Source organism: Lentzea chajnantorensis, from assembly GCF_054300775.1.
Window position 1 is genome coordinate 8,593,390 of record NZ_JBSDZT010000002.1, and the last position, 25,081, is coordinate 8,618,470.

Annotated in this window: 22 protein-coding genes, 2 tRNA genes, 1 other RNA gene and 1 pseudogene; 9 read left to right on the forward strand and 17 right to left on the reverse strand. The window is 70.1% G+C overall.

The features are described from left to right. Positions 1-33: 33 nt before the first annotated feature. Positions 34-843, reverse strand: coding sequence for an N-acetyltransferase family protein (locus ACVDFE_RS41160; RefSeq protein WP_458434214.1), 810 nt, complete (start codon positions 841-843; stop codon positions 34-36). Then, positions 836-1,885, reverse strand: coding sequence for a glycosyltransferase (locus ACVDFE_RS41165; protein WP_458434216.1), 1,050 nt, complete (start codon positions 1,883-1,885; stop codon positions 836-838). The genes ACVDFE_RS41160 and ACVDFE_RS41165 overlap by 8 nt, the downstream gene beginning before the upstream one ends. 26 nt (positions 1,886-1,911) lie before the next feature. On the opposite strand from ACVDFE_RS41165, the gene hrpB reads away from it, so the two are divergent. Both hrpB and ACVDFE_RS41175 read left to right on the forward strand, forming a co-directional pair. Then, positions 1,912-4,185, forward strand: coding sequence for an ATP-dependent helicase HrpB (hrpB, locus tag ACVDFE_RS41170; protein WP_458434217.1), 2,274 nt, complete (start codon positions 1,912-1,914; stop codon positions 4,183-4,185). 94 nt (positions 4,186-4,279) lie between these two features. Beyond that, a complete protein-coding gene (locus tag ACVDFE_RS41175) occupies positions 4,280-4,882 on the forward strand; it encodes an HD domain-containing protein (RefSeq protein ID WP_458434218.1) in 603 nt (200 codons plus the stop codon). Here the strand turns inward: ACVDFE_RS41175 and menC are convergent. From menC to ACVDFE_RS41195, 4 genes are read right to left on the reverse strand one after another with little or no spacing between them, the layout of a single operon-like run. Beyond that, complete coding sequence (menC, locus tag ACVDFE_RS41180; RefSeq protein WP_458434219.1) at positions 4,867-5,970, reverse strand: o-succinylbenzoate synthase; 1,104 nt, start codon at positions 5,968-5,970, stop codon at positions 4,867-4,869. The genes ACVDFE_RS41175 and menC overlap by 16 nt on opposite strands. Continuing rightward, positions 5,967-6,686 carry a hypothetical protein gene (locus tag ACVDFE_RS41185; protein WP_458434220.1) on the reverse strand — a complete coding sequence of 240 codons (720 nt, stop codon included), beginning with the start codon at positions 6,684-6,686 and terminating at the stop codon, positions 5,967-5,969. The genes menC and ACVDFE_RS41185 overlap by 4 nt, the downstream gene beginning before the upstream one ends. Then, positions 6,664-8,076, reverse strand: coding sequence for an amino acid permease (locus tag ACVDFE_RS41190; RefSeq protein WP_458434221.1), 1,413 nt, complete (start codon positions 8,074-8,076; stop codon positions 6,664-6,666). The genes ACVDFE_RS41185 and ACVDFE_RS41190 overlap by 23 nt, the downstream gene beginning before the upstream one ends. Positions 8,077-8,104: 28 nt before the next feature. Beyond that, positions 8,105-9,049 (reverse strand): GlxA family transcriptional regulator, encoded by a 945-nt coding sequence (locus ACVDFE_RS41195; RefSeq protein ID WP_458434222.1) that lies wholly within the window; start codon positions 9,047-9,049, stop codon positions 8,105-8,107. A gap of 53 nt (positions 9,050-9,102) precedes the next feature. Here ACVDFE_RS41195 and ACVDFE_RS41200 point away from each other — a divergent pair, with 53 nt between their 5' ends. Beyond that, on the forward strand, positions 9,103-10,020 hold the full coding sequence (locus ACVDFE_RS41200; protein WP_458434223.1) for a saccharopine dehydrogenase NADP-binding domain-containing protein: 918 nt from the start codon (positions 9,103-9,105) through the stop codon (positions 10,018-10,020). A 196-nt stretch (positions 10,021-10,216) separates the two neighbouring features. On the opposite strand, the gene ssrA is transcribed toward ACVDFE_RS41200, so the two are convergent. After that, positions 10,217-10,589, reverse strand: a transfer-messenger RNA (tmRNA) gene (ssrA, locus tag ACVDFE_RS41205). Between the two features lie 121 nt (positions 10,590-10,710). On the opposite strand from ssrA, the gene ACVDFE_RS41210 reads away from it, so the two are divergent. Together ACVDFE_RS41210 and ACVDFE_RS41215 are read left to right on the forward strand one after the other, a co-directional pair. Further along, positions 10,711-11,949: a sensor histidine kinase gene (locus tag ACVDFE_RS41210; protein WP_458434476.1), complete on the forward strand. Its 1,239-nt coding sequence runs from the start codon at positions 10,711-10,713 to the stop codon at positions 11,947-11,949. Continuing rightward, the gene (locus tag ACVDFE_RS41215; protein ID WP_360397896.1) at positions 11,937-12,578 is read left to right on the forward strand and encodes a response regulator transcription factor; all 642 of its coding nucleotides are present in this window, start codon (positions 11,937-11,939) and stop codon (positions 12,576-12,578) included. Before ACVDFE_RS41210 ends, ACVDFE_RS41215 begins: the two co-directional genes overlap by 13 nt. A 73-nt stretch (positions 12,579-12,651) precedes the next feature. Here ACVDFE_RS41215 and smpB read toward each other — a convergent pair whose 3' ends face one another. From smpB to ACVDFE_RS41240, 5 genes and pseudogenes are all read right to left on the reverse strand, one after another. Beyond that, positions 12,652-13,128: an SsrA-binding protein SmpB gene (smpB, locus tag ACVDFE_RS41220; RefSeq protein WP_360397894.1), complete on the reverse strand. Its 477-nt coding sequence runs from the start codon at positions 13,126-13,128 to the stop codon at positions 12,652-12,654. Between the two features lie 30 nt (positions 13,129-13,158). Further along, positions 13,159-14,061 carry a permease-like cell division protein FtsX gene (ftsX, locus tag ACVDFE_RS41225; RefSeq protein ID WP_360397892.1) on the reverse strand — a complete coding sequence of 301 codons (903 nt, stop codon included), beginning with the start codon at positions 14,059-14,061 and terminating at the stop codon, positions 13,159-13,161. A 40-nt stretch (positions 14,062-14,101) separates the two neighbouring features. Next, positions 14,102-14,792, reverse strand: a pseudogene (ftsE, locus tag ACVDFE_RS41230) (cell division ATP-binding protein FtsE). Between the two features lie 185 nt (positions 14,793-14,977). After that, positions 14,978-16,081: a peptide chain release factor 2 gene (gene prfB, locus ACVDFE_RS41235; RefSeq protein ID WP_360397890.1), complete on the reverse strand. Its 1,104-nt coding sequence runs from the start codon at positions 16,079-16,081 to the stop codon at positions 14,978-14,980. A 118-nt stretch (positions 16,082-16,199) separates the two neighbouring features. After that, positions 16,200-16,700: a PadR family transcriptional regulator gene (locus tag ACVDFE_RS41240; protein WP_360401364.1), complete on the reverse strand. Its 501-nt coding sequence runs from the start codon at positions 16,698-16,700 to the stop codon at positions 16,200-16,202. A gap of 340 nt (positions 16,701-17,040) precedes the next feature. Between ACVDFE_RS41240 and ACVDFE_RS41245 the strand changes: the two genes are divergently transcribed. After that, the gene (locus ACVDFE_RS41245) at positions 17,041-17,301 is read left to right on the forward strand and encodes a hypothetical protein (protein ID WP_360401367.1); all 261 of its coding nucleotides are present in this window, start codon (positions 17,041-17,043) and stop codon (positions 17,299-17,301) included. 84 nt (positions 17,302-17,385) lie between these two features. Here ACVDFE_RS41245 and ACVDFE_RS41250 read toward each other — a convergent pair. The 3 genes from ACVDFE_RS41250 to ACVDFE_RS41260 form a co-directional block, all read right to left on the reverse strand. Further along, positions 17,386-17,459, reverse strand: a tRNA-Met gene (locus ACVDFE_RS41250). Positions 17,460-17,763: 304 nt separating this feature from the next. Beyond that, positions 17,764-17,837: transfer RNA gene (locus ACVDFE_RS41255), tRNA-Met, on the reverse strand. Positions 17,838-17,890: 53 nt separating this feature from the next. Then, positions 17,891-20,905: a UPF0182 family protein gene (locus tag ACVDFE_RS41260; RefSeq protein ID WP_458434225.1), complete on the reverse strand. Its 3,015-nt coding sequence runs from the start codon at positions 20,903-20,905 to the stop codon at positions 17,891-17,893. 94 nt (positions 20,906-20,999) lie between these two features. Here ACVDFE_RS41260 and ACVDFE_RS41265 point away from each other — a divergent pair, with 94 nt between their 5' ends. Beyond that, positions 21,000-21,539 carry a PPA1309 family protein gene (locus tag ACVDFE_RS41265; RefSeq protein WP_458434226.1) on the forward strand — a complete coding sequence of 180 codons (540 nt, stop codon included), beginning with the start codon at positions 21,000-21,002 and terminating at the stop codon, positions 21,537-21,539. A gap of 104 nt (positions 21,540-21,643) precedes the next feature. On the opposite strand, the gene ACVDFE_RS41270 is transcribed toward ACVDFE_RS41265, so the two are convergent. Then, positions 21,644-22,723: a YlbL family protein gene (locus ACVDFE_RS41270; RefSeq protein WP_360401374.1), complete on the reverse strand. Its 1,080-nt coding sequence runs from the start codon at positions 22,721-22,723 to the stop codon at positions 21,644-21,646. A gap of 44 nt (positions 22,724-22,767) precedes the next feature. Here ACVDFE_RS41270 and ACVDFE_RS41275 point away from each other — a divergent pair, with 44 nt between their 5' ends. Beyond that, positions 22,768-24,111 carry a zinc-dependent metalloprotease gene (locus ACVDFE_RS41275; protein WP_458434227.1) on the forward strand — a complete coding sequence of 448 codons (1,344 nt, stop codon included), beginning with the start codon at positions 22,768-22,770 and terminating at the stop codon, positions 24,109-24,111. 73 nt (positions 24,112-24,184) lie between these two features. On the opposite strand, the gene ACVDFE_RS41280 is transcribed toward ACVDFE_RS41275, so the two are convergent. After that, a complete protein-coding gene (locus tag ACVDFE_RS41280) occupies positions 24,185-24,610 on the reverse strand; it encodes a M48 metallopeptidase family protein (protein WP_458434228.1) in 426 nt (141 codons plus the stop codon). A gap of 298 nt (positions 24,611-24,908) precedes the next feature. Here ACVDFE_RS41280 and ACVDFE_RS41285 point away from each other — a divergent pair, with 298 nt between their 5' ends. Next, on the forward strand, positions 24,909-25,064 hold the full coding sequence (locus ACVDFE_RS41285; protein ID WP_360401381.1) for a DUF5679 domain-containing protein: 156 nt from the start codon (positions 24,909-24,911) through the stop codon (positions 25,062-25,064). The last annotated feature ends 17 nt before the right edge of the window (positions 25,065-25,081 follow it).

A 25,081-nucleotide genomic window follows, 5' to 3' on the forward strand; every position in this document is an offset into this window, starting at 1 on the left:
TGCTAAGGATATGTCACGCGGCAACTGAACACTTCAATCGAGCAGCTCATCCACCCTGCGTACGTATGCCGTCACGGGATACATCGCGACGAACCCGCACGCCTCGGCGAAGCGCTCCCCCGGACCCTCGTCGACCTGGGAGGCCACCAGCGCCGCACCGGCCGAGCGCAGCGAGGCGACCGCGGAGACCACCAGCGACCGCCCCACACCCCGGCGGCGACGGGCCGGTCGCACCACGCACTGCTCGACCAGGCCCACGCCGCGCTCGGCGAAGCCGGAGGCGAACCCGCCGATCCGCTCGCCGTCGTCCACGACCAGCAGCAGGCACCGCGGGTCGTCCAGCCGGTGGCCGAGCCACTTCTGCAGCCGCGCCCGGTTGCCCACCAGCTCGTCGGACAGCAGCTCGACGATCCCCGGCAGGTCCGCGTCCTCCGCCCGCCGCACCCCCTCGGCGACGACGGCACGGCCGCGGTGCACCACGGTCTGCAGCTCCTCGACCGCGTACCAGCCGGAGTCGTCGGCGATGCCCTCGATCTCGTCCACTGTCGTCGGTGACGCGTAGACCACGGCCTCGGCCCGCCCGACGTCCGCGAACGTCTGCTCCAGCCGCAGCAGCGTCGAGGCGACCTCCACCGAGGACCCGTCGAGCGCGCAGCCGAAGTTCCCGGTGGGCAGCGGGTTCTCCCGATTGATCACGACGGCGGCGCAGCCGACCCGCCCGACCTTGCCGTAGCGGACGGCACCGGACGCGAGCCGCGCGCCCTCGACGAGGATCGCGAGCGACCGCGACTGGTACGGGTCGAGCAGGTCCGGGTCGTCCGGGTCGCGCAACGGGTCAACCAACGCGGCGGTCCTTCCACCTCGCGCCGGGTCGCAGCGCACAGTCCAGCAGGAACACCCCGATCGTCGCCCATGCCAGCGGCGCCAGCACGGCGGAGGCCTCCGGCTGCCCGACGCGCTTCACGAACTCGCGGTGCGACGCGGCCTGCGCGGCCCAGGCGAGCCACGACCACGGCGAGCGCCACCGCAGCACCGGGACCAGCCCGTACGCGAGGTGCAGCAGCCCGGCGGCGGCCAGCAGCGGCCGTGCCCGCGCCCCGAACATGTCGCGGAACGCCGGCTGGATGCTCTTGCGCAGCGACCGCCAGGTGTCCCCGAACGTGTCCAGGCCGGAGGTCGTGAGCAGCGCCGACGCGTCGACGAACCGCACGAACCCGCCGGTGTCCCTGATCAGCGTCGCCATGCCGACGTCGTCCGCGTGGTTCCCGGCCAGCGCCTCCCAGCCACCGGCCTTCTCGAACGCGGGCCGCCGCACGAGGACGCAGTGCCCGACCGCGAGCGCCGTCGGGCCCTTGCCGTCCGGCGGCGAGCCCTCGAACACCAGCGTGTTGAACGCGGGCAGCAGGAACCACCACGCCGGCCCGGTCCCCCGCCCGGACGACGAGATCAGGTCCGCGCCCAGCTCGGACGCCGTGGCCACGAGCCGGCCAATGAGGTCAGGTGCGCAGGTCATGTCCGCGTCGACGAACAGCAGCCACTCCTCGTCCCGCACGGCCTGCGCGCCCAGGTGCATCGCGTGCACCTTGCCCGCCCACCCGGAGGGCGGTCCCGGCGACGTGACGACCTCGGCGCCGTGCGCGAGCGCGACCTTCGCGGTCGCGTCCGCGGAGGCATCGTCCACGACCACCACGCGCACCCCCGGCTGTCCGACCAGGCCGGGCAGCAGCGACGGGAGGGTGGCCTCCTCGTCGCGCGCGGGGACCACGGCCAGCACGGAGACGGTCTTCGAGGACTCCGACACCATCGGCACGTGCTTCCACTGCGCCACGTTCCGCGCGGATCGCAGTGCGGACAGCACTCCGGACACCACACCCAACAGCACCATGCCACCACCCTGACACACTCAGGAACGTGCACCTGCCCGATCTCCCGGTGAAGTCCGTCCTGCCCGAGCTCCTGCGCACGCTGGAGGACCACGGGTCGGCGGTCCTCGTCGCACCGCCGGGCACCGGCAAGACCACGCTGGTGCCGCTCGCCCTGCCCGGCAAGGTCGTCGTCGCCGAGCCGCGCCGCATCGCCGCCCGCGCCGCCGCCGCGCGCATGGCGAGCCTGCTGGGCGAACCGGTCGGCCACACCGTCGGCTACTCGGTCCGCGGTGACCGCAAGACCAGCAGGCACACCCGCATCGAGGTCGTGACCAGCGGCCTGCTCGTCCGCCGCCTGCAGCACGACCAGGAGCTCACCGGCGTCGGCACGGTGCTGCTCGACGAGGTCCACGAACGCCACCTCGACGCCGACCTGCTGCTCGCGCTGCTGCTGGACGCCAAGGCGGGCCTGCGGCCGGACCTGAAGCTGCTCGCCACGTCCGCGACCGTTGCCGCCCAACGGCTCGCGGACCTGCTCGGCGACGCACCCGTCCTGCACACCGCTGCCCGCACGTTCGACACGGCGATCACCTACGTGCCGCCGAACCGCAACGAGCGCATCGAGAACACCGTCGCACGCGCGATCAACAAGGCCTTGTCCGAAGTGGACGGTGACGTGCTCGCGTTCCTGCCCGGCGTGCGCGAGATCAACCGCACCGCGAGCCTGCTGAACGCCGACACGGTGATCTTGCACGGCCAGCTCAAGGCAGCCGTCCAGGACGCCGCCCTCACACCGGGTCAGCGGCAACGGGTCGTGCTCGCCACCAGCATCGCCGAGTCCAGCCTGACCGTCCCCGGCGTCCGCGCCGTGGTCGACGCGGGGCTGGCCCGCGTCCCCCGCGTCGACCACCGCCGCGGTCTCGCCGGTCTCGCCACGATCCGGGTGTCGCAGGCCGTCGCCGACCAACGCGCCGGTCGCGCCGGGCGTGAGGCTCCCGGCCGGGTCTACCGCTGCTGGCCGGAGCACGAGCACTCGACGCTCCCCCGCTACCCCGAACCGGAGATCCGCACCGCCGACCTGACCCGGCTCGCGCTGGAGCTCGCGGTGTGGGGCACCCCGGACGGCTCCGGCCTGAACTGGTGGGACGCCCCGCCGGAGGGTGCGCTGAAGGCCGCCCAGGAGACGTTGCACTCCATCGGCGCGCTGGAGGACACCGAGCGCCGGGACCGCATCGCGAGCGCCGGCCTGCACCCGCGCCTGGGCCGGGCGTTGATCGACGGCAGCGCGCTCGCGGGCAACCGGACCGCCGCCGAGGTCGTGGCGCTGCTCGACGACAGCTCCCACCCGAGCACGACCGACCTGGCGACCGCCCTCAAAGCCCCGGGAAAGTGGCGCCAGGAGGCCAAGAAGCTCGAAAAGCTCGGCACGAACCCGCACGGCAACGGCGATCCCGCCCTCGTGGTCGCCCTCGCCTACCCGGAACGGCTCGCGAAGCGCCGGTCCAAGAACAGCACCGTCTACCTGATGGCCAACGGCACGGCGGTCGAGCACGACAACGCGCACTCCCAGTGGCTCGCGGTCGCGATCGCCGACCGCGAACCGGGCAGCAAGCACGGCCGCATCCGCCTCGCCGCGCCCGCCGACGAGGAGCTCGCCGTCACGGCCGCCCAAGCCCTCGTGCACACCGAGGACGACATCCGGTGGGAACGCGACGTCGTCGCGAACAGCGTCCGCAAGCTCGGCGCGATCACCCTGGACGAACGCCCGCTGAACGACCTGGCCAAGTCGCAGCAGGCACTGCGCATGGGCCTCGAAGCCGAGGGGCTCGGCCTGCTGAAGTGGACCGACGCCGCCAAGCGCCTGCGCGAACGCATGGCGTTCCTGCACCGCACCCGCGACTGGCCGAGCGTCGACGACGAGAGCCTGATCGGATCGCTCGACCTGGGGAAGGCGAAGAAGCGCTCCGACCTGTCCAAGATCGACACCGTGCAGGTGCTGCGGAACCTGCTGCCGTGGCCGGAGGCGGCGGAGCTCGACCAGCTCGCCCCGGAGCGCATCGGGCAGGGCAAGGTCGACTACACCCAGGACACGCCCGCGCTGCACGTCCGCATCCAGGACGCGATGAAGTGGGCCGACACCCCGAAGATCGCGGGCGTCCCGGTGGTCGTGCACCTGCTGTCCCCCGCCGGCCGTCCGACCGCGGTGACCAGCGACCTCAGGTCGTTCTGGCGCAACGGCTACCTGCGCGTGCGCAGTGAGCTCAAGGGCCGCTACCCCAAGCACCACTGGCCGGAACGCCCCTACGACAAGAGCAGGTGACCGTGGCGCACACAGCGATCTTCCCGCTGCCGGAGTTCCAGCCAGAGGGCGGCAGCAGCGCCGCCGCGGACGTCGTCGAGAAGGAGCTGGCGCGGTGAGGCGGATCTGGGACGACGCGGTCCGGGCACTGGGCGGCACACCGGACGCGGGCGACCTGGTCGAACGCTACGCCGAGCCGCACAGGGCCTACCACAACACGTTCCACGTGGCGTCCGTCGTGCGCGACTCGTCGGAGCTCGCGGACGCCTTCGCGTTCTCCGTCGAGGAACGGGCGGTCCTCACCCTCGCCGCGTGCGCGCACGACGTGATCTACGACGGGCGACCGGGCGAGGACGAACGGGCCAGCGCGCTGTGGGCCCGCGAACGCCTCGCGGGGCTGGCGGAGGAGCACGTCACGCGCGTGGAAGCGTTGGTGCTGGCCACGATCACGCACTCGTCCGACGACCCGCTGGCGCACGTGCTGCTGGACGCCGACCTGGCGATCCTCGGTTCCGAGCCCGAGCACTACGAGCGCTACCGGCAGGCCGTGCGCCGCGAGTACGCGCGCTACGACGAACCGGCGTGGCGCGCGGGCCGGGCGAAGGTGCTGAAGGCGTTGCTGGAGCGCGAGGACCTGTACGTCACCGAGCCCGCGCGGCAGCGGTGGGACGCCGCCGCGCGGAGCAACCTGGCCCGCGAGCTTCAGTCCCTGGCGTAGAGCACGCGGGTCGCGGTGGTGAAGCGCCGCAGCACCTCTCGAACCGGCTCGACCCCGATGCCCGGCCCGCTCGGCACCTGCATGAACCCGTCCCGCAGCTCGAACGGTTCCGTCACGTCCTCCGCGAAGTAGCGGCGCGACGCCGACACGTCACCGGGCAGCGTGAAGCCGGGCAACGCGGCCAGCGCGAGGTTCGGCCCGCGCCCGACACCGGTCTCCAGCATCCCGCCGCACCACACCGGGACCCCGTTCGCCACGGCGACGTCGTGGATGCGCCGGGCTTCGAGGTAGCCGCCGACGCGGGCGGGTTTGACGTTGACGATCCGGCACGCGCCGAGCGCGATGGCGGTGGCCGCGTCCCTGGCCGAGGTGATCGACTCGTCGAGGCAGATCGGTGTGCGGAACCGTTGGGCCAGCAGGGCGTGGCCGCGGAGGTCGTCTTCTTCCAGGGGCTGTTCGATGAGCAGCAGGTCGAACTCGTCGAGCCGGCGCAGGTGGTCGGCGTCGGCGAGGGTGTACGCGGTGTTCGCGTCGACCTGCAGCAGGACGTCGCCGAAGCGCTCGCGGACCGCGCGGACCGGGTCGACGTCCCAGCCTGGCTCGATCTTGAGCTTGATCCGCGCGTAGCCCTCCGCCAGGTAGCCCTCGACGTCGTCGAGCAGCTCGGGGACCGAGTCCTTGATCCCGACCGAGACACCGGCGGGCACCCTGTCGGTGGTGGCGCCCAGGAACGTGCCGATCGGCATCCCGAACGAGCGCAGCTCGGCGTCCAGGACGGCGGTCTCCAGCGCGGCCTTGGCGAGCTTGTGGCCCTTGACCGCGTGCGTCCTCGGCCCGACCTCGGCGACGGTGACCTCCGGTGTCACGCGGGGCACGAGGTGGTCGGCCAGCACCAGCTCCGCCGCGGCGACGAACTCCGAGCAGTACAGCGGTTCCGGGTCGGCGGCGAACTCCGACCAGCCCTCCGCGGTGTCCGTGACGACCCGCAGCAGGAACGTGTCCTTCGTCGTCATCGTGCCGAACGACGTGCGGAACGGCGACACCAGCGGGATCGCGACGTGCAGCAGCTCGACCCGCTCGATCCTCATCCGGCCACCTCCAGCTCGTACCAGCCGTCGCGGGACATCGAGGTCGCGACGTACCCGCGGTCGAAGGCGTCCAGGAACACGTCCCGCACCGCCGCACGCCACTCCTGCGCCTGCTCCGGCGCTTCCTTGCGCACCCGCACGACGTCGGCCGGCACCCGGCACCAGATCCGGTCGCCGTCGGTGCGCCGCAGCGGCCCGCCGTCCGGGGCGGTCGCCGTGACCTCGCCGCGCGGTTCGGACTCGTGCGGCTCCCGCGCGCCGGTCAGGTCCCACCGCACGGTGAGCCGGTCGGACTCACCGGTGTTCACGCCGTCGTTCATCGGCCCGTAGAAGTCCACCGCGTACTCGGTGACGACGGCGCCGAGCTTCACCAGGTTGAACCGGGCGTTGCGCGCCACCAGCGGGTCGTAGGTCCAGCGCATCGACCGCGCGCCCAGGCCGACCGCCCAGTCGCGTTGCGCGAGCTTCAACGGCAGCCCGGCACCGGGGCGGGCCGCGGCGATCATCGAGTACACCGACCCGTCCGGGCAGAACAGCCCGGTCGTGGCACCGACCAGCTCGTCGCCGTCGAACGCGCCGATCGTCGCGCCGCCCGCGTGCCGGATGCAGTGCAGCGTCTCGGTGGACAGCACGTCGAGGCTCGTCTCCCAGACGTCGGCGTAGTACCGCGCGACGCGGGCGATGCCCGGGACGTCAGTGATCGCTCGAAACCTCAAGGCGGGCCTTCCGGACGCTGTAAGCGAAGTAGATGACGAACCCGAGCGCCATCCAGGCGAGGAACGCGACCCAGGTGTCCAGGCCGAGGCTGAACATCATGTAGACGCAGAACGCGAGCCCCAGCAGCGGCGTGACCGGCGAGAACGGCACCCGGAAGCTGCGCGGCCGGTCGGGCTCGGTGCGCCGCAGGATGATCACGGCGATGTTGACCAGCGCGAACGCGAACAACGTGCCGATGCTCGTGGCGTCGGCCAGCGACCCCAGCGGCACGAGCGCGGCGAGCACCGCGATGAACAGGCCGACGACGACGGTGTTGACGAACGGCACCCCGGTGCGCGGGCTGAGCTTCGCGAAGATCGACGGCACCAGCCCGTCGCGCGACATCGCGTACAGGATGCGCGTCTGTCCGTAGAGGACGGTCAGCACCACGGACGTCGTCGCCACCACGGCGCCGATCGAGAGCAGGATCGGCCAGATGGCGCCGTCGACGTTGTCGGTCAGCACCCGGCTGAGCGCCGCCTCGGTGCCCTCGAACGCCTGCCACGGCATGGCGCCGACGGCGGCGAGCGCGACGGCGCAGTACAGCGCGGTGATCACGACGAGCGAGATGATGATCGCGCGCGGCAGGTCGCGCTGCGGGTTCTCCGCCTCCTCACCGGCGGTGGAAGCGGCGTCGAACCCGATGTAGGAGAAGAACAGGGTGGCCGCGCCCGCGCTCATGCCGGCGAGCCCCAGCGGGAACAGCGGCTGCAGGTTGCCCGCCTTCAACGCCGTGAACGCCACCGCGCAGAACATGACCAGCGCGCCGATCTTCACGTACACCAGGACCGTGTTCGTCCGGGCGCTGCCGCGCGCCCCGCCCAGCAGCACCAGCATCGAGATGACGACGACGAGCACGGCCGGGACGTTGACGATCCCGCCGTCACCCGGCGGCTGGCTGAGCGCGTCCGGGATCCGCAGCCCGGTGACCAGGTGCAGCAGCTCGTTGACGTACTGGCCCCAGCCGACCGCGACCGCCGCGACGGACACGCCGTACTCCAGCACGAGGCACCAGCCGCAGACCCAGGCGACGATCTCGCCGAGCGTGGCGTAGGTGTAGGAGTAGGAGGAGCCGGACGCCGGGATGAGCCCGGCCAGCTCGGCGTAGGACAGCGCGGAGAACAACGCGGTGATGCCCGCGAGCACGAACGAGACGACGATCGCCGGTCCCGCCAGCGGCACGGCCTCGCCGAGGACGACGAAGATGCCGGTGCCCAGCGTCGCGCCGATGCTGATCATGGTGAGGTGGCCGACGCCGAGCGTGCGCCGCATCTCGCTGCCGGGATGGGTCAGCTGGTCGATCGGCTTGCGCCGCAACACCCGCGCCCCGATGCGCTGTCCGTTGCTCATCCGGCCAACATAACGCCCTGCTCGGGGACTACCTGCCACCCACCGGCCGGAACGTGCGGCGGTATGTGTCCGGCGGCACACCCACGGTGCGGTGGAAGTGCCGGCGCAACGTCGTCGCCGTCCCCATCCCCGCCGCCTCCGCGATCAGGTCGACGCTGTCGTCGGTCAGCTCCAGCAGCTCCTGCGCGCGCCGGATCCGCCGCATGTGCAGCCACTGCAACGGGGTGGTGCCGGTGACGGTGCGGAACAACCGGGTGAGGTGCCGCGAGCTCATACCGGCATGCCTGGCCAGGTCCTCGACGGTGAGCACCTGGTCGAGCCGTTCGCTCGCCCAGTCGAACAGCTCGGTCAGCGGGTGCCCCTCCTCGGCGGGCACCGGGGCGAGCACGAACTGCGCCTGGCCACCGTCGCGGTGCGGTGGGACGACCAGCCTGCGCGCCGCCGTGTTCGCCGCCACCGCACCGTGGTCGCGGCGGATCAGGTGCAGGCTCAGGTCGATCGCCGCCGCCTTGCCCGCCGCGGTGAGCACCTGGCCGTTGTCGACGTAGAGCACGTCCGGTGCGACCTCCACCCGCGGGTACCGGCGGGCGAGCTCGTCGGCGTGCGCCCAGTGCGTGGTGGCGCGGAGCCCGTCGAGCAACCCCGCTTCCGCGAGCACGAACGCGCCCGTGCACAGCGAGGCGATCCGCGCGCCCTTCGCGTGCGCCACCCGGACCGCCTCGATCAGCCGCCGGTCGACCGGCCCCTCCCAGTCGGCTACCGCGGGCACGATGACGGTGTCCGCCTCGTGGAGCCGGTCGAGCGGCAGGTCGGGCTCCAGCGTGAACCGGCCGACGCGCACCGGCCCGTCACCGCAGACGACCACCCGGTAGCCGAGCTGAGGCGCGGTGAAGATCTCGTAGGTCGCGGTCAGCTCGAAGTGCAGCATCCCGTCGGTCACGGCGAACGCGAGCATGTCCGGAATTGTACGCATCGTGTCGTTCCAGACACTGGGCAGCGAGCGCCGCCCTGGCTTGAATTGCCGTCATGGGACACCACATCGCGGTCTACGGCGCCTCCGGCCTCACCGGCCGGTTCATCCAGGCGGAGCTGGAGAAGCGCGGCTTCACGCCACTGCCGTTCGGCCGCGCGCAGGCCACCGCCGACGACCCCGCCGCTCTCGACCGGGCGCTGACCGGTGCGGACGCGGTGGTCAACGCGGCCGGTCCGTTCGCCGTGACGGCGCTGCCGCTGATCGCCGCCGCCGAACGCGCCGGCATCCCGTACGTGGACGTGGCCGCCGAGATCGAGGCGAACGCCGACACGTTCGCCCGCGGTGCCGCGGTCCCGGTCGTGCCCGCGATGGCGTTCTTCGGCGGCTTGGCGGACCTGCTGGTCACCGCCGCGATGGGCGACTGGCCCGACGCGTCCGAGGCGCACGTCGCCTACGGCCTGAGCGGCTGGCAGCCGACGCCCGGCACGCTCGCCGCCGGCGCGGTCTCCCGCGACCGACGAGGTGGTCGGCGGGTCCGGTTCCGCGACGGCCGGCTCGAGCACCACGACACCGCGCCGCCCACGTCGACCTGGGACTTCCCCAGCGGGCCGCGGGAGGTGGTCGGTGAGTTCTCGATGGCCGACATCGTGACCGTGCCCAGCCACCTGGCGATCCCGTCGGTGACCTCGTACATGTCCGTCACCGCGGCCCAGGCCCTGGCCGCCGCCACTCCCCGCTCCGAACCGGAAACCTTCGAGGTGGACGTACGCGTACGCCGGGGTTCGGAGGAACGCCGCCGAACCGCGACCGGCCACGACATCTACGCCATCAGCGCCCCTCTGGCCGTAGAGGCAGTGGACCGCCTGCTCACCGGCCGGTTCCGGATCACGGGAGTGGCCTCGGCGGGCGCAATGTTCGACGCCGAGGACTTCCTGTCCGCACTCTCCGACGTCTTGCTCCTGTCGGCGTGAGGCTGCCAGCGTGAGGGCTGTCGACCTAAGGCCACTCAGCGCCGACCCTGCTCGGGAGCCTGCGCGATGGCACTCGGGGTGTGCGTGAGGGCGCTCAGCGCCCGAACTGCTCGGGGGTCTGGGGGTCGCCCCCAGATGAACACCCGGAACGAGAAACGGCGAGCGCACGCGCAGCGTGCGCGAGCACCCGCCGTCCGAGTGGAGGTGCCGGGAATCGAACCCGGGTCCTGTGGCGGTTCATCAGGGCTTCTCCGTGCGCAGTCCGCTCTGCCTCTGCTTGACCCCATCAGTCACGCGGACGAGCTGATGTGACGGGCCCAGTCGCTGTGAGTTTCCCGAACAGTCCCCGCGACCGGGACTGCAGGTAAGCCCTCTAGCTGATGCCGGACTCTAGGCCGAAGGCACTCCTAGGCCGACAGCGTTGCTACTCGCCTCAGGCGGCGAGAGCGAACGCGCGCTTGTCGTTAGACGTGGCGCTTATTGGTTTGCGATGACGCTTGCGGTGGTCTCTCGCCTGCACCGGCACGCTTCCCCTGAATCAACGTCCACAGTCGAAACCGTTCACCCCCTCGTCGTGGTGCACCTAGCATAACGGCCGCTGCCACCGAGTTCTTCCCGAGGCAGGTAGGGCTGTCCCCACCACCGGCTGACTGGTTGGCCGCATGGTCCCTGACCAGCGACAACGACAACATGGACGTCATGAGGAAACCGAACGCGCTCGCAGCCGGGTTCTACTTGCTGACCAACCTGGTGACCGGCATCTTCTGGTTCACCCTCACCGTCGTGCTCACGGTCGTCGGGTTCTCCCTGTCCGTGCTGTGGGTGGGCCTGCCGATCCTCTGGCTCGCGATGCAGGCGGTGCGGGCCGGCGCGACGGTGGAACGGGCGTGGGTCGGTGCGGCGCTGCGCACGGACATCCCGGTGCCCTACCGGGCCCGGCAGCCGGGCACGCTGTGGCAGCGGTGGAAGGCCCAGTTCACCGACCCCGCCACCTGGCGCGACTTCGGTTACCTGCTGCTCCTGCTGCCGGTGGGGGTCCTGGAGTTCGGCGCGGTCCTCACGCTCTGGACGGTCGTGGCGGCGTTGGCCGCGGTGCCGTTCTGGATCAGCTACGCGCCGTTCGCGGTCGTCGTCGGTGAGCTCTGGACCATCGACTCGTTCGCCTCGGCGTTGCCGATCGCGGTGCTCGGGCTGGTGTTGGTCCCGTTCGCGGTCATGGGCACGAAGGCGCTCGGCGCGCTGCACGGCCGGTTCGCCCGCGCCATGCTCGGGCCGACCCGTGCCGACGAGCTGGCGGTCGAGGCGGAACGGCTGCAGTCGAGCCGGGCGCGCGGGGTGGAGGCGGCCGAGGCGGAGCGCCGGCGCATCGAACGCGACCTGCACGACGGCGCGCAGCAGCGGCTCGTGGCCGTGGCGATGGGGCTGGGCCGGGCGAAGTCGAAGCTGGACAGCGACCCGGAGGGCGCGGCCGAGCTGATCGCGGAGGCGCACGCGGACGCCAAGCTCGCCATCAAGGAGCTGCGGGACCTGGCACGCGGCATCTACCCGTCGGTGCTCGGCGACCGCGGTCTCGACGCGGCGCTGTCCGCGCTGGCCGCCCGCGTGCCGATCGAGGTGGACCTGCAGGTGGACGTCGACCCGCGGCCGCCGACGGCGGTGGAGAGCGCCGCGTACTTCACCGTCGGCGAGGCGCTCACCAACATCACCAAGCACTCCACCGGCACCAGGGCGACCGTGCGGGTCAACCGGATCGACACGGGCGTGCTGGTCGAGGTCACCGACAACGGTCAGGGCGGTGCGGAGCTGAAGCCGGGTGGCGGGCTCGCCGGGCTCGCGGACCGGGCTGCGACCATCGACGGTGTGGTTGTCGTCGTCAGCCCCGCTGGTGGGCCGACCGTGATTCGAGCGGAGTTGCCGTGCGCGTGGTGATCGCCGAGGACTCGGTGCTGCTGAGGGAGGGCGTGCAGCGGCTGCTCGCCGACGAGGGCATCGACACCGTGGCGGCGGTGGAGAACGGGACCGACCTGCTGGACGCCGTGACCGAGCACCGGCCCGACCTGTGCGTGGTGGACGTCCGCATGCCGCCGACGTTCACCGACGAGGGGCTGCGCGCGGCCATCGAGTGCCGCCGCCGCCACCCGGGGCTGCCGGTGCTGGTGCTGTCGCAGTACGTGGAGGAGCGCTACGCCGTCGAGCTCCTCGCGGGCGGTGCGAGCGGGGTCGGCTACCTGCTGAAGGAACGGGTGGCCGACGTGAAGGAGTTCGTCGACGCGGTGCGGCGGGTCGCCGACGGCGGCACGAGCATCGACCACGAGGTGATCACGCAGCTCATGGTGCGCAGCAAGAAGAGCCCGGTCGACTCGTTGACTCCGCGCGAACGCGAGGTGCTCGGCCTGATGGCGCAGGGCCTGTCGAACACGGCCATCGCCGGCACGCTCGTGGTGTCCGACGGCGCGGTGGAGAAGCACGTCGGCAACATCTTCGCGAAGCTCGGCCTGGAACCGTCGAACTCCGAGCACCGGCGGGTCCGCGCCGTCCTCGCCTACCTCGACAGCTGAGGCGAACGCCGGAACGCCCGGCTCCCGCGGTGCGGTGGGCCGGGCGTTCTCGTCGGTGCGGTGCTGGACGGCGTCAGTAGCGGCCCTTCAACGCCCGCCCGTGCGCCCGTGCGATCTCACGGTTCGCGTCGCGCTTGGCGATGTCCTGGCGCTTGTCGTAGGACTTCTTGCCCTTGGCGAGGGCGAGCTCGACCTTGACGTAGCCGTCCTTGAAGTACATCTGCAACGGGACGAGCGACAGACCGGACTCCTTGGTCTTGCCGATCAGCCGTTCGATCTCGTGCTTGTGCAGCAGGAGCTTCCGCTTGCGCCGGACCTCGTGGTTCGTCCAGGTGCCCGCGACGTACTCCGGGATGTGCAGCGCGTGCAGCCAGATCTCGCCGTCGTCGACCTGGGCGAAGGCGTCCACGAGGGACGCCCGTCCCATGCGCAGGCTCTTCACCTCGGTGCCGACGAGCTGAATGCCCGCCTCGTAGGTGTCCAGAATGGCCCAGTCGTGCCGAGCCTTGCGGTTCGACGCGATGACCTTCTGCCCGCGTTCCTTGACCATGGCGACAACTCTACGTGGTCGGTAAAACTCTTAAAGCCGCACGTAGAGCCGCAGCGTGACGTAGCCGGTCGTGGCCGAGATGAGGATCGCGACCAGGAACAGCCACGGCGAGACTATGAGGATGTCCAGGTAGCCGACCGGCGGGATGATGCCCGACTCGGTGAGGTTGCGGGTGATGCGGTCGAGGAAGAACGCCTTGAACAGCACCAGGCCGGCGACCGCGGTGACCGCGCCGATGATGCCCGCGACGACCGCCTCGATGAGGAACGGCAGCTGCGTGTACCAGCGGGTCGCGCCGACCAGGCGCATGATGCCGACCTCGACGCGGCGGGTGAACGCCGACACCTGGATGGTGTTCGAGATCAGCAGCAGTGCCGCGAACGCCTGGATGAGCGCCAGGATCAGCGCCACGTCGCGGAAGCCGTTGAGGCCGTCGAAGAACCGCTCCAGGAACTTGCCCTGGTCGTCGACGCCCTTCACGCCCGGCTTGCCCTCGAAGGCGTTCTTGATGACCTCGGTGCGTTCCGGGTCTTCGAGCTTCACCCGGAACGTGGCCGGGATGGCCTCCGGCCGGGCGAGCTTGAGCAGCTCCGGCTGGGCCTCGAAGATCTGCTTGAAGCGCTCGAAGCCCTCGTCGCGGTTCTGGTACACCACGGACTCGACGCCGGAGGTCTGGTCGAGCTGGGACCTCAGCCCCGCGCACGGCTGCTGGGTGCAGTCCTTGTCGTTGGCGCTGACGTCGTTGGTCAGCAGGACCGAGACCTCGAGCTTGCCCGCGTAGTTGGCCTGCATCTTGTCGACCATGCGGACGACGAGCAGGCCACCGCCGAGCAGCCCGAGCGAGATGGCGGTCGTGAGGATCATCGCGATCGTCATCGTGACGTTCCGGCGAAGTCCGGTGACGACCTCGCTGAACACGAAGCTGGTACGCATCGGGGGCGGGGTTCCTTGGGGGGTCGGGGATTAGGAGCGCTTAGCGGCCGACGCCGTAAACGCCGCGCGCGTCATCACGGACGACCTTGCCGTACGACAGCTCCACGACCCGGCGGCGCATCGAGTCGACGATGCCGTGGTCGTGGGTGGCCATGATGACGGTCGTGCCGGTGCGGTTGATCCGCTCCAGCAGCAACATGATGTCCTGGCTCGTGTCGGGGTCCAGGTTTCCGGTGGGCTCGTCGGCGATCAGCACCAGCGGGCGGTTCACGAACGCGCGGGCGATCGCGACGCGCTGCTGCTCACCACCGGAGAAGCTCGGTGGGGAACCGGTCCTCCTTGCCGTCGAGGCCGACCAGCTGCAGCACCTCGGGCACCACCTTGACGATGGTGTTGCGGGGCTTGCCGATGACCTCGAGGGCAAACGCGACGTTCTCGGCGACCGTCTTCGTCGGCAGCAGGCGGAAGTCCTGGAACACGCAGCCGATGGACTGGCGCAGGCGGGGGACCCTGCGCCGCGACATCTTGGCGACGTCGAAGTTGGAGACGTAGACGCGTCCCCTGGTCGGCACCTCTTCGCGCAGCAGCAGGCGCAGGAACGTCGACTTGCCGGACCCGGAGGGCCCGATCAGGAAGACGAACTCGCCCTTCTCCATCTCGACGGACACGTCGTCGAGCGCGGGACGCGTGGAGGTCTTGTAGACCTTGGAAACGTGTTCGAGACGAATCACGAGGCGCGAGTCTACCCATGGCCGCGGTAAAGCCCCCGTTCCGGTTAACTTCCAGCCCCGGAAAGGCGGTTCTCCTCCCCCACACGGCGTGGTCGGTTCAGCACAACCGGTGGACGAAAGGGCACGTTCGGACCATCGGACGGCCCGGACGTGCCCTTCGCCTCAGCTCACACCGCGGCTGCGGCTCACGCTTGCTGGGACTGCTTGCGCCAGCGGATGCCGGCTTCGAGGAAGTCGTCGATCTCACCGTCGAGCACCGCGGACGGGTTGCCGACCTCGTGGTTGTTCCGCAGGTCCTTGACCATCTGGTACGGGTGCAGCACGTAGGAGCGCATCTGGTTGCCCCAGCTGGAGCCGGAGTCCTTGAGCGCGTCCATCTTCGCCTGCTCCTCCTGGCGGCGCCGTTCGAGCAGCTTCGCCTGCAGGACGTTCATGGCCGTGGCCTTGTTCTGCAGCTGCGAGCGCTCGTTCTGGCAGGACACGACGATGCCGGTCGGGATGTGCGTGAGGCGCACCGCCGAGTCGGTCGTGTTGACGCCCTGGCCACCGGGGCCGGACGAGCGGTACACGTCGACGCGCAGGTCCTTCTCGTCGATCTCGACGTGGTCGGTCTGCTCGACGACGGGCACGACCTCGACGCCGGCGAACGACGTCTGGCGGCGGCCCTGGTTGTCGAACGGCGAGATGCGCACGAGGCGGTGCGTTCCCTGCTCGACGCTCAGCGTGCCGTAGGCGTAGGGGGCGGTGACGCGGAAGGTGGCGGACTTGATGCCGGCCTCTTCCGCGTAGGAGGTGTCGAAGACCTCGACGCCGTAGTTGTGCCGCTCGGCCCAGCGGGAGTACATGCGCAGGAGCATCTCGGCGAAGTCGGCGGCGTCGACGCCACCGGCTTCGGCGCGGATGGTGACCAGCGCGTTGCGCTCGTCGTACTCGCCGGAGAGCAGTGTGCGCACCTCGAGGCTCGCGATCTCGTCGCGCAGCTTCGCCCTGTCGGTGTCCGCGTCGGCGGCGGCGTCCGCGTCCTCGGCCTCCTCCGCGAGCTCGTAGAGCAGCGGCAGGTCGTCGAGGCGTTCCCGCAGGCCGGTGATGCGGCGCAGCTCACCCTGCTTGTGCGAGAGCTGGCTGGTGACCTTCTGCGCCTTCTCCTGGTCGTCCCAGAGGTCGGGGCGGGCTGCCTGCTCCTCCAGATCCGCGACCTGGGCACGCAGGGCATCGAGGTCCATCACCGCCTCGATGCTGCTCAGGGTGGCGGAGAGGTCCTTGATGTCTGCTTCGACGTCCGGATTCACAGCAGAAGATTACGCCAATACCGGTCACCAGCAGCGACCGGCCGTGGAACTGGTGCAGGTAGTGGCGTCTGCAAGTACCACCGACCCGTTGTCGGTGGTACTTGCAGACGCCCCGACCTCAGCCCGTGGGGATCGCGTCCAGGAACTTGAGGACGGCCTTCGCGTGAGCCAGGCCGAACTCGGCCACCGCCTTCGCGTAGGGGTCCTCCGCGGTCTTGGCGGCGCTGCGGGCGCTCTCCTGCTCGGCCCCGTACGTGGTGCGCGCCGTGGCGACCAGCGACTCGCGCTGCTTCGCCGTCAACGAGCCGGCGTGCACGAGGCGCAGGATCAGCGGGCTGCGCAGGTGGTCGGGGCCGGGCTCGGACAGCAGCCAGTTCTTGAAGGCCTTCTTGCCCGCCGCCGTGAGCACGTACTGCTGGCTGGAGCGCGGCCCTTGCTTGCCGAGTCGCAGCAGGCCCTGGTCGGCCAGCGCGGGCAGCTCGCGGTACACCTGGCTGCGGGTGACGCTGAAGAACGCTCCGAAGCGCTCCCCGGCCTCCGCAACCAACTGGCCACCGGTCTTGGGTCCGTCGTGCAGCAGCCCGAGCAGGGCGGCTGCGGTCGCATTCAGGTCTGACACAACGACAACGTTCCCACGTCCGGGGGAGGCTGTCCACAATGGTCAGCCGTTCTGTCCACTGTGGCTGATCACCGGGCTAGTCCGATGGGCCATGCGGAGCAACGAAAAGTCTCGCTGAGTAAGCGGCAGTTTTGGCGCCTCACGCGTTTGGCCGCTTGACCGTCCGTGTCCATCCCGGATGGAAAAAGCCTTTCGCACAAGCGAAACTTCCCCGGCCTCACCCGATCGGCGGCACTGCTCTCACCGGCCGAAGCCACCCGAATGGACGGACGTGGGCTGCCGTCGCACGACCCGGTGATGTCGGCTCCGGGGTCTTTCCTCCGGCGGGAAGCCTGGAAAAATGATCATCGCCCTCAGCGGGCGTCAGCGGCTGGACAGCGGAGGTCGGGGAACCATGGGCATGAAGATGAAGTGGCTGGACCACAAGAAGGTCGCCATGCACACGCGTGCGTGGGTGACGGGTGGGATCCCGGAGCAGGCGGGCAAGGACGAGTGCATGGTGTGCGGGAAGCAGATCCGCAAGCACCGCACGGTGAGCGGCGAGGGCCGGATCTGTTCCAGCATGCTGTGCGCCCAGTACTGGGCGGAGAACATGACCTGAACCGCCCGGCCCGCTCGGCCGGATCGACCCACTCGGAAATACGAAGAAGGCCCGGAGTCCTAGGACTCCGGGCCTTCCATCTAGTAGCGGGGACAGGATTTGAACCTGCGACCTCTGGGTTATGAGCCCAGCGAGCTACCGAGCTGCTCCACCCCGCGCCGCTTCTAGCTTGTCTTGCTGTCTTGCTGTTGTAGGTAGAACTCTACACCCTCGAAAAACCCCTTTTCCACCACCCCCCTCTAACCGCATTTCCCCAGCTCAACCCCAGTGCCGACCCAATCTCGACCCAATCTCGACTCAATCCCGGCCAACCCTGGTCCTCACCCACCCTCGCAAGGCGCCGCCTCGGGGTTTGGGGGTCCGGGGGCGAAGCCCTCCGGGTGGGGTTTGGGGGCTTCGCCCCCAATGAAAATGCGAAAAAGCCCTGTCTGCGTCCTCCGCAGACAGGGCTCTCCCACTTTGTAGCGGGGACAGGATTTGAACCTGCGACCTCTGGGTTATGAGCCCAGCGAGCTACCGAGCTGCTCCACCCCGCGTCGGTATGAACAGAACCTTACGCGGGGTGGAGCGGGGAATGCAAATCGGGTGGTCAGCCGGACGGTGTGGGGCTGGGCACAACCGAGGACTGGCCGGTGGGCGGCGGTGAGGCCGACCCGGTGCTGTACTGCTTGAACCTCTTCGAGGCGTCGTCGAGGCGCTGGTAGGCCTGGCCGAGCTCGGCGAAGTTGCTGTTCTGCTGCGCCCGCTTGATGTCGGCGAGCGCCGCGTCGATGTCGTTGACCGCCTTCTGCAGCTCCGGGCTGAACGTTCCGCCGGTGTTGCCGGGTGTGGTCGACGTCGGCGGCGGCGTGGAGGTCTGGCCGTTGCCGTTGTTGTTGTCGCTCGGCGGCGGCACCACGGCCCCCGCCCCGCTGAGGACCTGTTCGAGCGCCTCGTTGAGCGTGGACGCGTAGCCGACCCGGTCGCCGTACCAGACGAGGACCTTCGACAGCTGCGGGAACGACGTGTTGTTCGACGCGCGTTCGATGTAGACGGGTTCGACGTAGAGCAGCGCGCCGCCGACCGGGAGGGTCAGCAGGTTGCCGTAGACGACGGTCGTCTTCTGCTGGGTGAGCAGGTTGAGCTCGCGGCTGACGTTGTCCGAGGTGAGGAACTGTGTCTGGATCTGCTGCGGGCCCTTGGCGTCGGTGTTGAGCTGCAACACGCTGATCTTGCCGTAGTTGTCGGGGTCGGAGGACGCCGAGACGTAGGCGGCCATGAACTCCCGGTTCTCGCGCACGAGCGGGCTGGTCAGCTGGAAGCTGACCTTGCCCTGGTTGGCCGGGTCACCGGCCAGCACGTAGAACGGCGGCTGGGCGTCGCGGCGTTTCTTCGCCTCGGCCTGCTGGGCGTCGGCCGAGGTCACGTTGTCGATCGTGGGGTCCTGCGCCGGCGCCCAGTAGGAGACACCGGAGTAGAAGTCCGACGGCGACGAGACGTGGTACTTCGACAGGATCTGCCGCTGCACCTTGAACAGGTCCTCGGGGTAGCGGAAGTGCTCGCGCAGCTCCGGCTTGATGTCGCCGGCGGGCTTGACCGTGCCGGGGAAGACGCCCATCCACGCCTTGAGGACGGGGTCCTTCTCGTCGATCGCGTACAGCGACACCGTGCCGTCGTAGGCGTCCACAGTGGCCTTGACCGAGTTGCGGATGTAGTTGACGGGCTTGTTGACCTGCGAGATCACCACGCCGTCCGCCGTGAGCGAGTCGTTGGTGGCGTCACCCAGCGGCGTGCGCTGCGCGTACGGGTAGTTCTCCAGCGTGGTGTAGCCGTCGACGATCCAGGTGATGCGGCCGTTGATGACGGCGGGGTACGGGTCGCTGTCGACGGTCAGCCACGGCGCGACGGCCTGCACGCGGTCACGCGGCGTGCGCTTGAACAGGATCTTCGACTCGTCGGCGATCGACTGGTTGAAGAGGATGTTCCGCTCGCCGTAGTAGGCCGCGAACGCGAGCTTGTTGAACAGGCTGCCGATGGGCACGCCGCCGCTGCCGGTGTAGGTGTAGGACTTGGCGTCGGTGTCGTACTCGGCCGCGGAACCGGCGGGCCGGCCGCCGACGATCGAGTAGTCGTTCGTGCCGAACAGCTCGCCGTAGTACGTGCGCGGCTGGTCGACCTTGATGCCGTTGGCGACGTTGCCGACCTCGCCGTTGGGCTTGACCTCACCGGTCTTGAAGTCGGGGTAGCCGCCGTTGGACTGGTCGGCGATCTCGTTGACCTTGTTCGCCTCTGCGTAGACGAAGCCGTTGCCGTGGGTGTAGATGAGGTGCTGGTTGATCCAGTCGCGCTGGCCCTGCGGCAGGCTGTCGAGCTTCAGCTCGCGGACCGCCACGATGTAGTCCCGCAGCTTGCCGTCCACTGTGTACCGGTCGACGTCGAGCTTGCTCGGGAACCCGTAGAACGGCCGCAGCTGCTGGAACTGGGTGAACGTGCGGCCGAGGACCGCCGGGTCGAGCAGGCGGATGTTGCCGAGCGTGGCGGCGTCGTTGGTCTTGATCTGGTCGTTGGCGACGTTCTGCTTGCCCTCGTAGGGCTTCGTCTCGACCTTGTCGTCGGTCAGCCCGAAGGCCTGCCGGGTCGCCGCGATGTTGCGGGTGATCGACTCGGCTTCCTTCTGGATGGCGTTCGGCTTGACCGAGAACTGCTCCAGGACCGCGGGCCACGCCGCGCCGACCAGGACGCTGGACAGCACCAGCAGCACGGTCGCGATGGCGGGCAGCTGCACGTTGCGCATGAACGCGCCCGCGAAGAACGCCACGGCGCAGAACACGGCGATGCACAGCAGGATCAGCTTGGCCGGCAGGACCGCGTTGAGGTCGGTGTAGCTGGCGCCGACGAACTTCTCGTTCTCGTGCAGCAGCAGCTCGTACCGGTCGAAGAAGTACGCGACCGCCTTCAGCAGCACGAACGTGCCGGCGACCAGTGCCAGGTGCAGCCGCGCCGGACCCGAGAGCTGCCCGCCGCGACCGGCCAGCCGGATGCCGCCGAAGAGGTAGTGCGCGATCACCGCGCCGATGAACGACACGGCCGTGGTGATGAACAGCCACGACAGCAGCCACTCGTAGAACGGCAGCTGGAAGGCGTAGAAGCCGATGTCGTGGCCGAACTGCGGGTCGGTGATGCCGAACGGCTGACCGTTGAGGAACAGCTGGACCTGCTGCCACTCGGCCTGCGCCGACGCGCCCGCGATCAGCCCGACGAACACCGGGATGCCGATCGAGAACAACCGCATCCGCCGCATGACGACGGTGCGGTAGCGCGCCACCGGGTCGTCCGGCCCCGACACCGGGACGAACACCGGCCGCGCCCGGTAGGCGAGCCAGAGGTTCAGCCCGACGATGCCGCCGACCACGACCCCCACGGCCAGGAACAACCCCAGCCTGGTGAGCAGCACTGTGCTGTAGACGTTGCGGAATTGGACCTCGCCGAACCACAGCCAGTTCACGTAGGTGTCGAGCAGCCGCGATCCCGTGATGAGACCGAACAGGAGCACGACACCCACGATGAGCAGTATTCGGCTGCGCCGGGACAGTTTCGGCAGTCCGACCGGAGGCCGTGTGGCCACGAGGCACGCTCCTGGATCGCGGTAAATCGATACGTACGTTTAGTCCAACTCTACGGACGACGCCCTGGGTTCCCGTGAAGTGCGCCGTCTTACGATGACACGCGTGTCAGCGAGTGAAACGCCAGCGGTCGTCCTCCCGACGGTCGCCCGCGAGGTAGAAGAGTTCGTAGCGGCCGGCGGCTGGGAGCAGCCCCCGCAGCTCTTCGCCCTCGTGGCGACGTCCGACCTGATCGCCCAGCAGCCAGAGCTCCGCGCCCAGCTCGACCCGGCGGCCTCCCCGCTGACGCCGATCGCCCAGGACGCCCTCGAAGGCGACCTGGCCGACGCGCTCGCGGGCATCGAGTGGCCCCCGGCCGTCACCGGCTGCGCACTGGCCCAGGAGATCGTCGTCCTGCCCCCGGAAGCCGAGACCGAGCTGCACCACGGCGAGCTCGACGACGAGGCGGCCCGCAGGTTCGCGGCCGAGCACCCGTCCCGCCGCGAGGCACGCCTGGTCGCGGCCGTGCTCAGGGACGGCACGGTCTCCTGCGTGCTGCGCCTGCGCGGCACGGTCGAGGTCCCCGAGGAGTTCGTCGAACACCCCGAGCTGGCCCCGAACCTCACCGACGCGCTGCTCGCCACGCTGCGGCCCTAGTCGTCACGCCTCCAGGCTGGCACAGCCCCGCCGTGTGATCACGGCGGGGCTGCGTTCGTGCTGTTCGCCCGTGGCTGAAACCGTCAGGTCAGCGGGCCCGCGGGTCAGCAGCCCGGCGTCGGCTGGCCCTTGTTCAGCGCCTCCAGCGACGAGACCGCGTCCTTCAGGTTCTCGACCTTGATCAGCGTGAGGCCCTCCGGCGCCTGCTGCTTGGCGTCCGTGCAGTTCTGGGCGGGCACGAGGAACGCGGTCGCCCCCGCCTCCTTCGCCGCCACCATCTTGAACGCGATGCCGCCGATGGGCTTCACCGCGCCGTCGCCCTGGATCTCGCCGGTGCCCGCGATGGCCTTGCCGCCGTTGAGCTCACCGGGGGTCAGCTTGTCGACGATCGCCAGCGCGAAGATCAGGCCGGCCGAGGGGCCACCGACGTCCGACAGGCTGATCTTGATCTTGAACGGCACGTCGGCGCGGTCGACGGGCGAGATGCCGATGAAGCCGGACGGGCGGTCGTCGGGGCGCTGGCCGAGGGTGAGCTGGGTCGACTTCGAGGTGCCGTCCTGCTCGAAGGCGACCTCGATGCGGTCGCCCGGCTTGGTGTTCTCCAGCGCGGCGCTCACGTCGGCGGCGCTCTGCACCTGCTTGCCGTTCACCGCGATGATGCGGGCGCCGAGCGGGATGACGTTCTCCGCGGGGCTGCCCTTGGTGACCTGGTTCGCGACCACCTTGCCCGGATAGCCGAGGTAGTGCAGCGCGGCGACCTCGGCGGAGGTCTGCGACTCGCTGAACGCCTGCTCGTTGTCGCGCTGGACGTCCTCCTCGGTCTGGCCGGGCTTGATGAAGTCCTCCTTCGGCGCGAGGGCGTAGCGGCCGGACAGCCACAGGCCCAGCGCGCCGAACAGCGACAGGTCGTTGGTGAGCGAGACCGTCGTCATCCGCAGGGTGCCCTGCGTGGGGAACGTGTTCTGGCCGTCGATGGACACGACGTCGGCGTCCTTGACCTTGCCGAGCACGTCGTAGGTGGGGCCGGGGCCCAGCGCGACGTACGGAACCTGGGCGAACCCGCCCGCTGTTCCGAGGATCGCCACGACCAGGAAGCTGGCGATCAGCGTCCACGTCCGGCGGGTCAGTCCGCGTTCCCTCGGCGGGGGCGCGGGAGCGGGTGCGGTCGTGACGGTTTCACTCACGGCTGAACAGCGTACGACCATGTCGATCCGCGTACGGTAGAGGCATGAGTGACGTGCCGTTCGGGTTCAGCCCGCACAACCCCGACGACAAGGACGGGCAACCGGGGGACAACCCGTTCGACTTCAACCAGCTGGGCAACATGCTGAGCCAGCTGGGCGCGATGCTGAGCAGCGCAGGGACGTCGAGCGGGCCGGTGAACTACGACCTCGCGAAGCAGATCGCGTTCCAGCAGCTGTCCTCCTCGCAGACCACCGTCGGGTTCGCCGCCGACCAGTCGGGCGCGGTCACCGACGCCGTGCACCTGGCCGAGATGTGGCTCGACCCCGTCACCTCGCTGCCCGCGGGCACCCGCACCACGCAGGCGTGGACCGCCCGCGACTGGATCGAGCGCACCATCCCGACCTGGCAGCGGCTGTGCGACCCGGTCGCGCAGCGCATGTCCGGCGCGTGGGTCGAGGCGATGCCGGCCGAGGCCAAGCAGGCCGCGGGCCCGTTGCTGTCGATGCTCGGGCAGATGGGTGGCATGGCCTTCGGGTCCCAGCTCGGCAACGCACTGGCGCAGCTCGGCGCCGAGGTCCTCACCTCGACCGACGTCGGCCTGCCGCTCGGCCCCGAGGGCACGGCCGCGCTGCTGCCGGCGAACATCGAGAAGTTCACCGAGGGCCTGGAGCGCCCCGCCTCCGAGGTGATGGTGTTCCTCGCCGCCCGCGAGGCCGCGCACCAGCGCCTGTTCACGCACGTGCCGTGGCTGCGGCAGCGCCTGCTCGACACCGTCGAGGAGTTCGCCAAGGGCATCAAGGTCGACACGTCGGCGCTGGAGCAGCTCGCCGGCCAGATCGACCCGTCGAACCCGGCCTCCATCGAGGAGGCCATGGGCTCCGGTCTGCTCGAACCGCAGACGACCCCGGAGCAGAAGGCCGCGCTGAACCGGCTGGAGACCCTCCTCGCCCTCGTCGAGGGCTGGGTGGACGTCGTGGTCGACGCCGCTGTGGCCGACCGGCTGCCCGGTGCGCCCGCACTGCGCGAGACGCTGCGCCGCCGCCGTGCCTCTGGTGGCCCGGCCGAGCAGACGTTCGCGACGCTCGTCGGCCTGGAGCTGCGGCCGCGGCGCCTGCGGGCCGCCTCCGCGCTGTGGAAGCTCGTCGGCGACCAGCACGGCGTCGAGGTCCGCGACGGTGTGTGGGAGCACGCCGAGCTGATCCCGACCACCGAGGACCTGGACGACCCGCTGGAGTTCGCCGAGCGGCTCGCCAACACCCGCAAGGCGCTCGAGGACCCGATCGCCGAGCTCGAGCGCACCATGCGCGCCGAGGACGGCGAGAAGGCCACCGAGGCGACCCCGGAGTCGGACGAGCCGCAGGACGGCGACAAGCCCAAGGACAGCTGAGCCCGAGGGCACCGGTCAGACGTGCGAAGCGCCCGGCGGGCACACCCCGCCGGGCGCTTCGCGTTGCTGAAGATCAGTCTTCCGAGAGGCCCAGTCCGGCCGCGGCCGAGATGCCCTCCAGGTAGCCCATGGCCCGCTCGGACTTCGGGTAGCGGTGCACCCACTCCCAGAAGTCCTTGCCGTGCCCTGGGACCAGCAGGTGCGCGAGCTCGTGCACCAGCACGTAGTCGAGCACCCACGGCGGCACGTCGCGCAACCGCTCGGACACGCGGATCGTGCCCTCGGTCGGTGTGCACGACGCCCACCTCGTGCGCATGGGCGGCACCCAGCGCACGCTCACCGGGTCGGCGAGCGAGTCCAGGTATCGCACCGACAGCTCGGCGCACCGCGCCATCAGCGCCTCGTCGGACGTCCGCGCAGGCGACTTCCTGCGCGTCTCACTGCGCTGGAGGCGGCTCAACATCTCCGCCACCCAGTGCTTCTCTTCCCCCTTGGTCATCCGTGCCGGCAGAAGGACGACGACGGTGTCGCCCTCCCGGTACGCGCTGACCATGCGGCGGCGCCGGGAAGCTCCGCCGCACCTCCACCCGCGGTTCGGCCATGCAGTAACCGTAATCGGCGGCACCGACAATTTTGGGCCCCCAACCGGCCGCAGGCGGGCACCCGGCGGGTGAAGTTCCACCGAACGGCGGCTGGACACGCGCGAGATCGACATGCGCGGGATCACCGCCTCGCAGAGGTACCGTCGCGCCAAGGTCCCCGAGTGTGTCCGCACTCACAACTGCAAGGGAGGGGCTGTGGCCGAGAAGTACAACGGCTACTGCGTCAAGTGCCGGGAGAAGCGCGACTTCGACGGCAATGTCGAGGAGACCAACGGCCGGCGCATGGCGAAGGGCACCTGCCCTGTCTGCGGAACGAAGATGACGCGGATCCTCGGCAAGTCCAAGGTCTGACGTTTCCGCTGGCAGGG

Bases quoted from the DNA above. Each gene is read 5' to 3' on its own strand.
- ACVDFE_RS41210 (WP_458434476.1), top strand. From the start codon at position 10,711: ATGGACGTCATGAGGAAACCGAACGCGCTCGCAGCCGGGTTCTACTTG.
- ACVDFE_RS41200 (WP_458434223.1), top strand. From the start codon at position 9,103: ATGGGACACCACATCGCGGTCTACGGCGCCTCCGGCCTCACCGGCCGG.
- ftsX (WP_360397892.1), bottom strand. From the start codon at position 14,061: ATGCGTACCAGCTTCGTGTTCAGCGAGGTCGTCACCGGACTTCGCCGG.
- smpB (WP_360397894.1), bottom strand. From the start codon at position 13,128: ATGGTCAAGGAACGCGGGCAGAAGGTCATCGCGTCGAACCGCAAGGCT.
- ACVDFE_RS41275 (WP_458434227.1), top strand. From the start codon at position 22,768: ATGAGTGACGTGCCGTTCGGGTTCAGCCCGCACAACCCCGACGACAAG.
- menC (WP_458434219.1), bottom strand. From the start codon at position 5,970: ATGAGGATCGAGCGGGTCGAGCTGCTGCACGTCGCGATCCCGCTGGTG.
- ACVDFE_RS41280 (WP_458434228.1), bottom strand. From the start codon at position 24,610: ATGACCAAGGGGGAAGAGAAGCACTGGGTGGCGGAGATGTTGAGCCGC.
- ACVDFE_RS41265 (WP_458434226.1), top strand. From the start codon at position 21,000: ATGACACGCGTGTCAGCGAGTGAAACGCCAGCGGTCGTCCTCCCGACG.
- ACVDFE_RS41195 (WP_458434222.1), bottom strand. From the start codon at position 9,049: ATGCGTACAATTCCGGACATGCTCGCGTTCGCCGTGACCGACGGGATG.
- ACVDFE_RS41245 (WP_360401367.1), top strand. From the start codon at position 17,041: ATGATCATCGCCCTCAGCGGGCGTCAGCGGCTGGACAGCGGAGGTCGG.
- ACVDFE_RS41165 (WP_458434216.1), bottom strand. From the start codon at position 1,885: ATGGTGCTGTTGGGTGTGGTGTCCGGAGTGCTGTCCGCACTGCGATCC.
- ACVDFE_RS41190 (WP_458434221.1), bottom strand. From the start codon at position 8,076: ATGAGCAACGGACAGCGCATCGGGGCGCGGGTGTTGCGGCGCAAGCCG.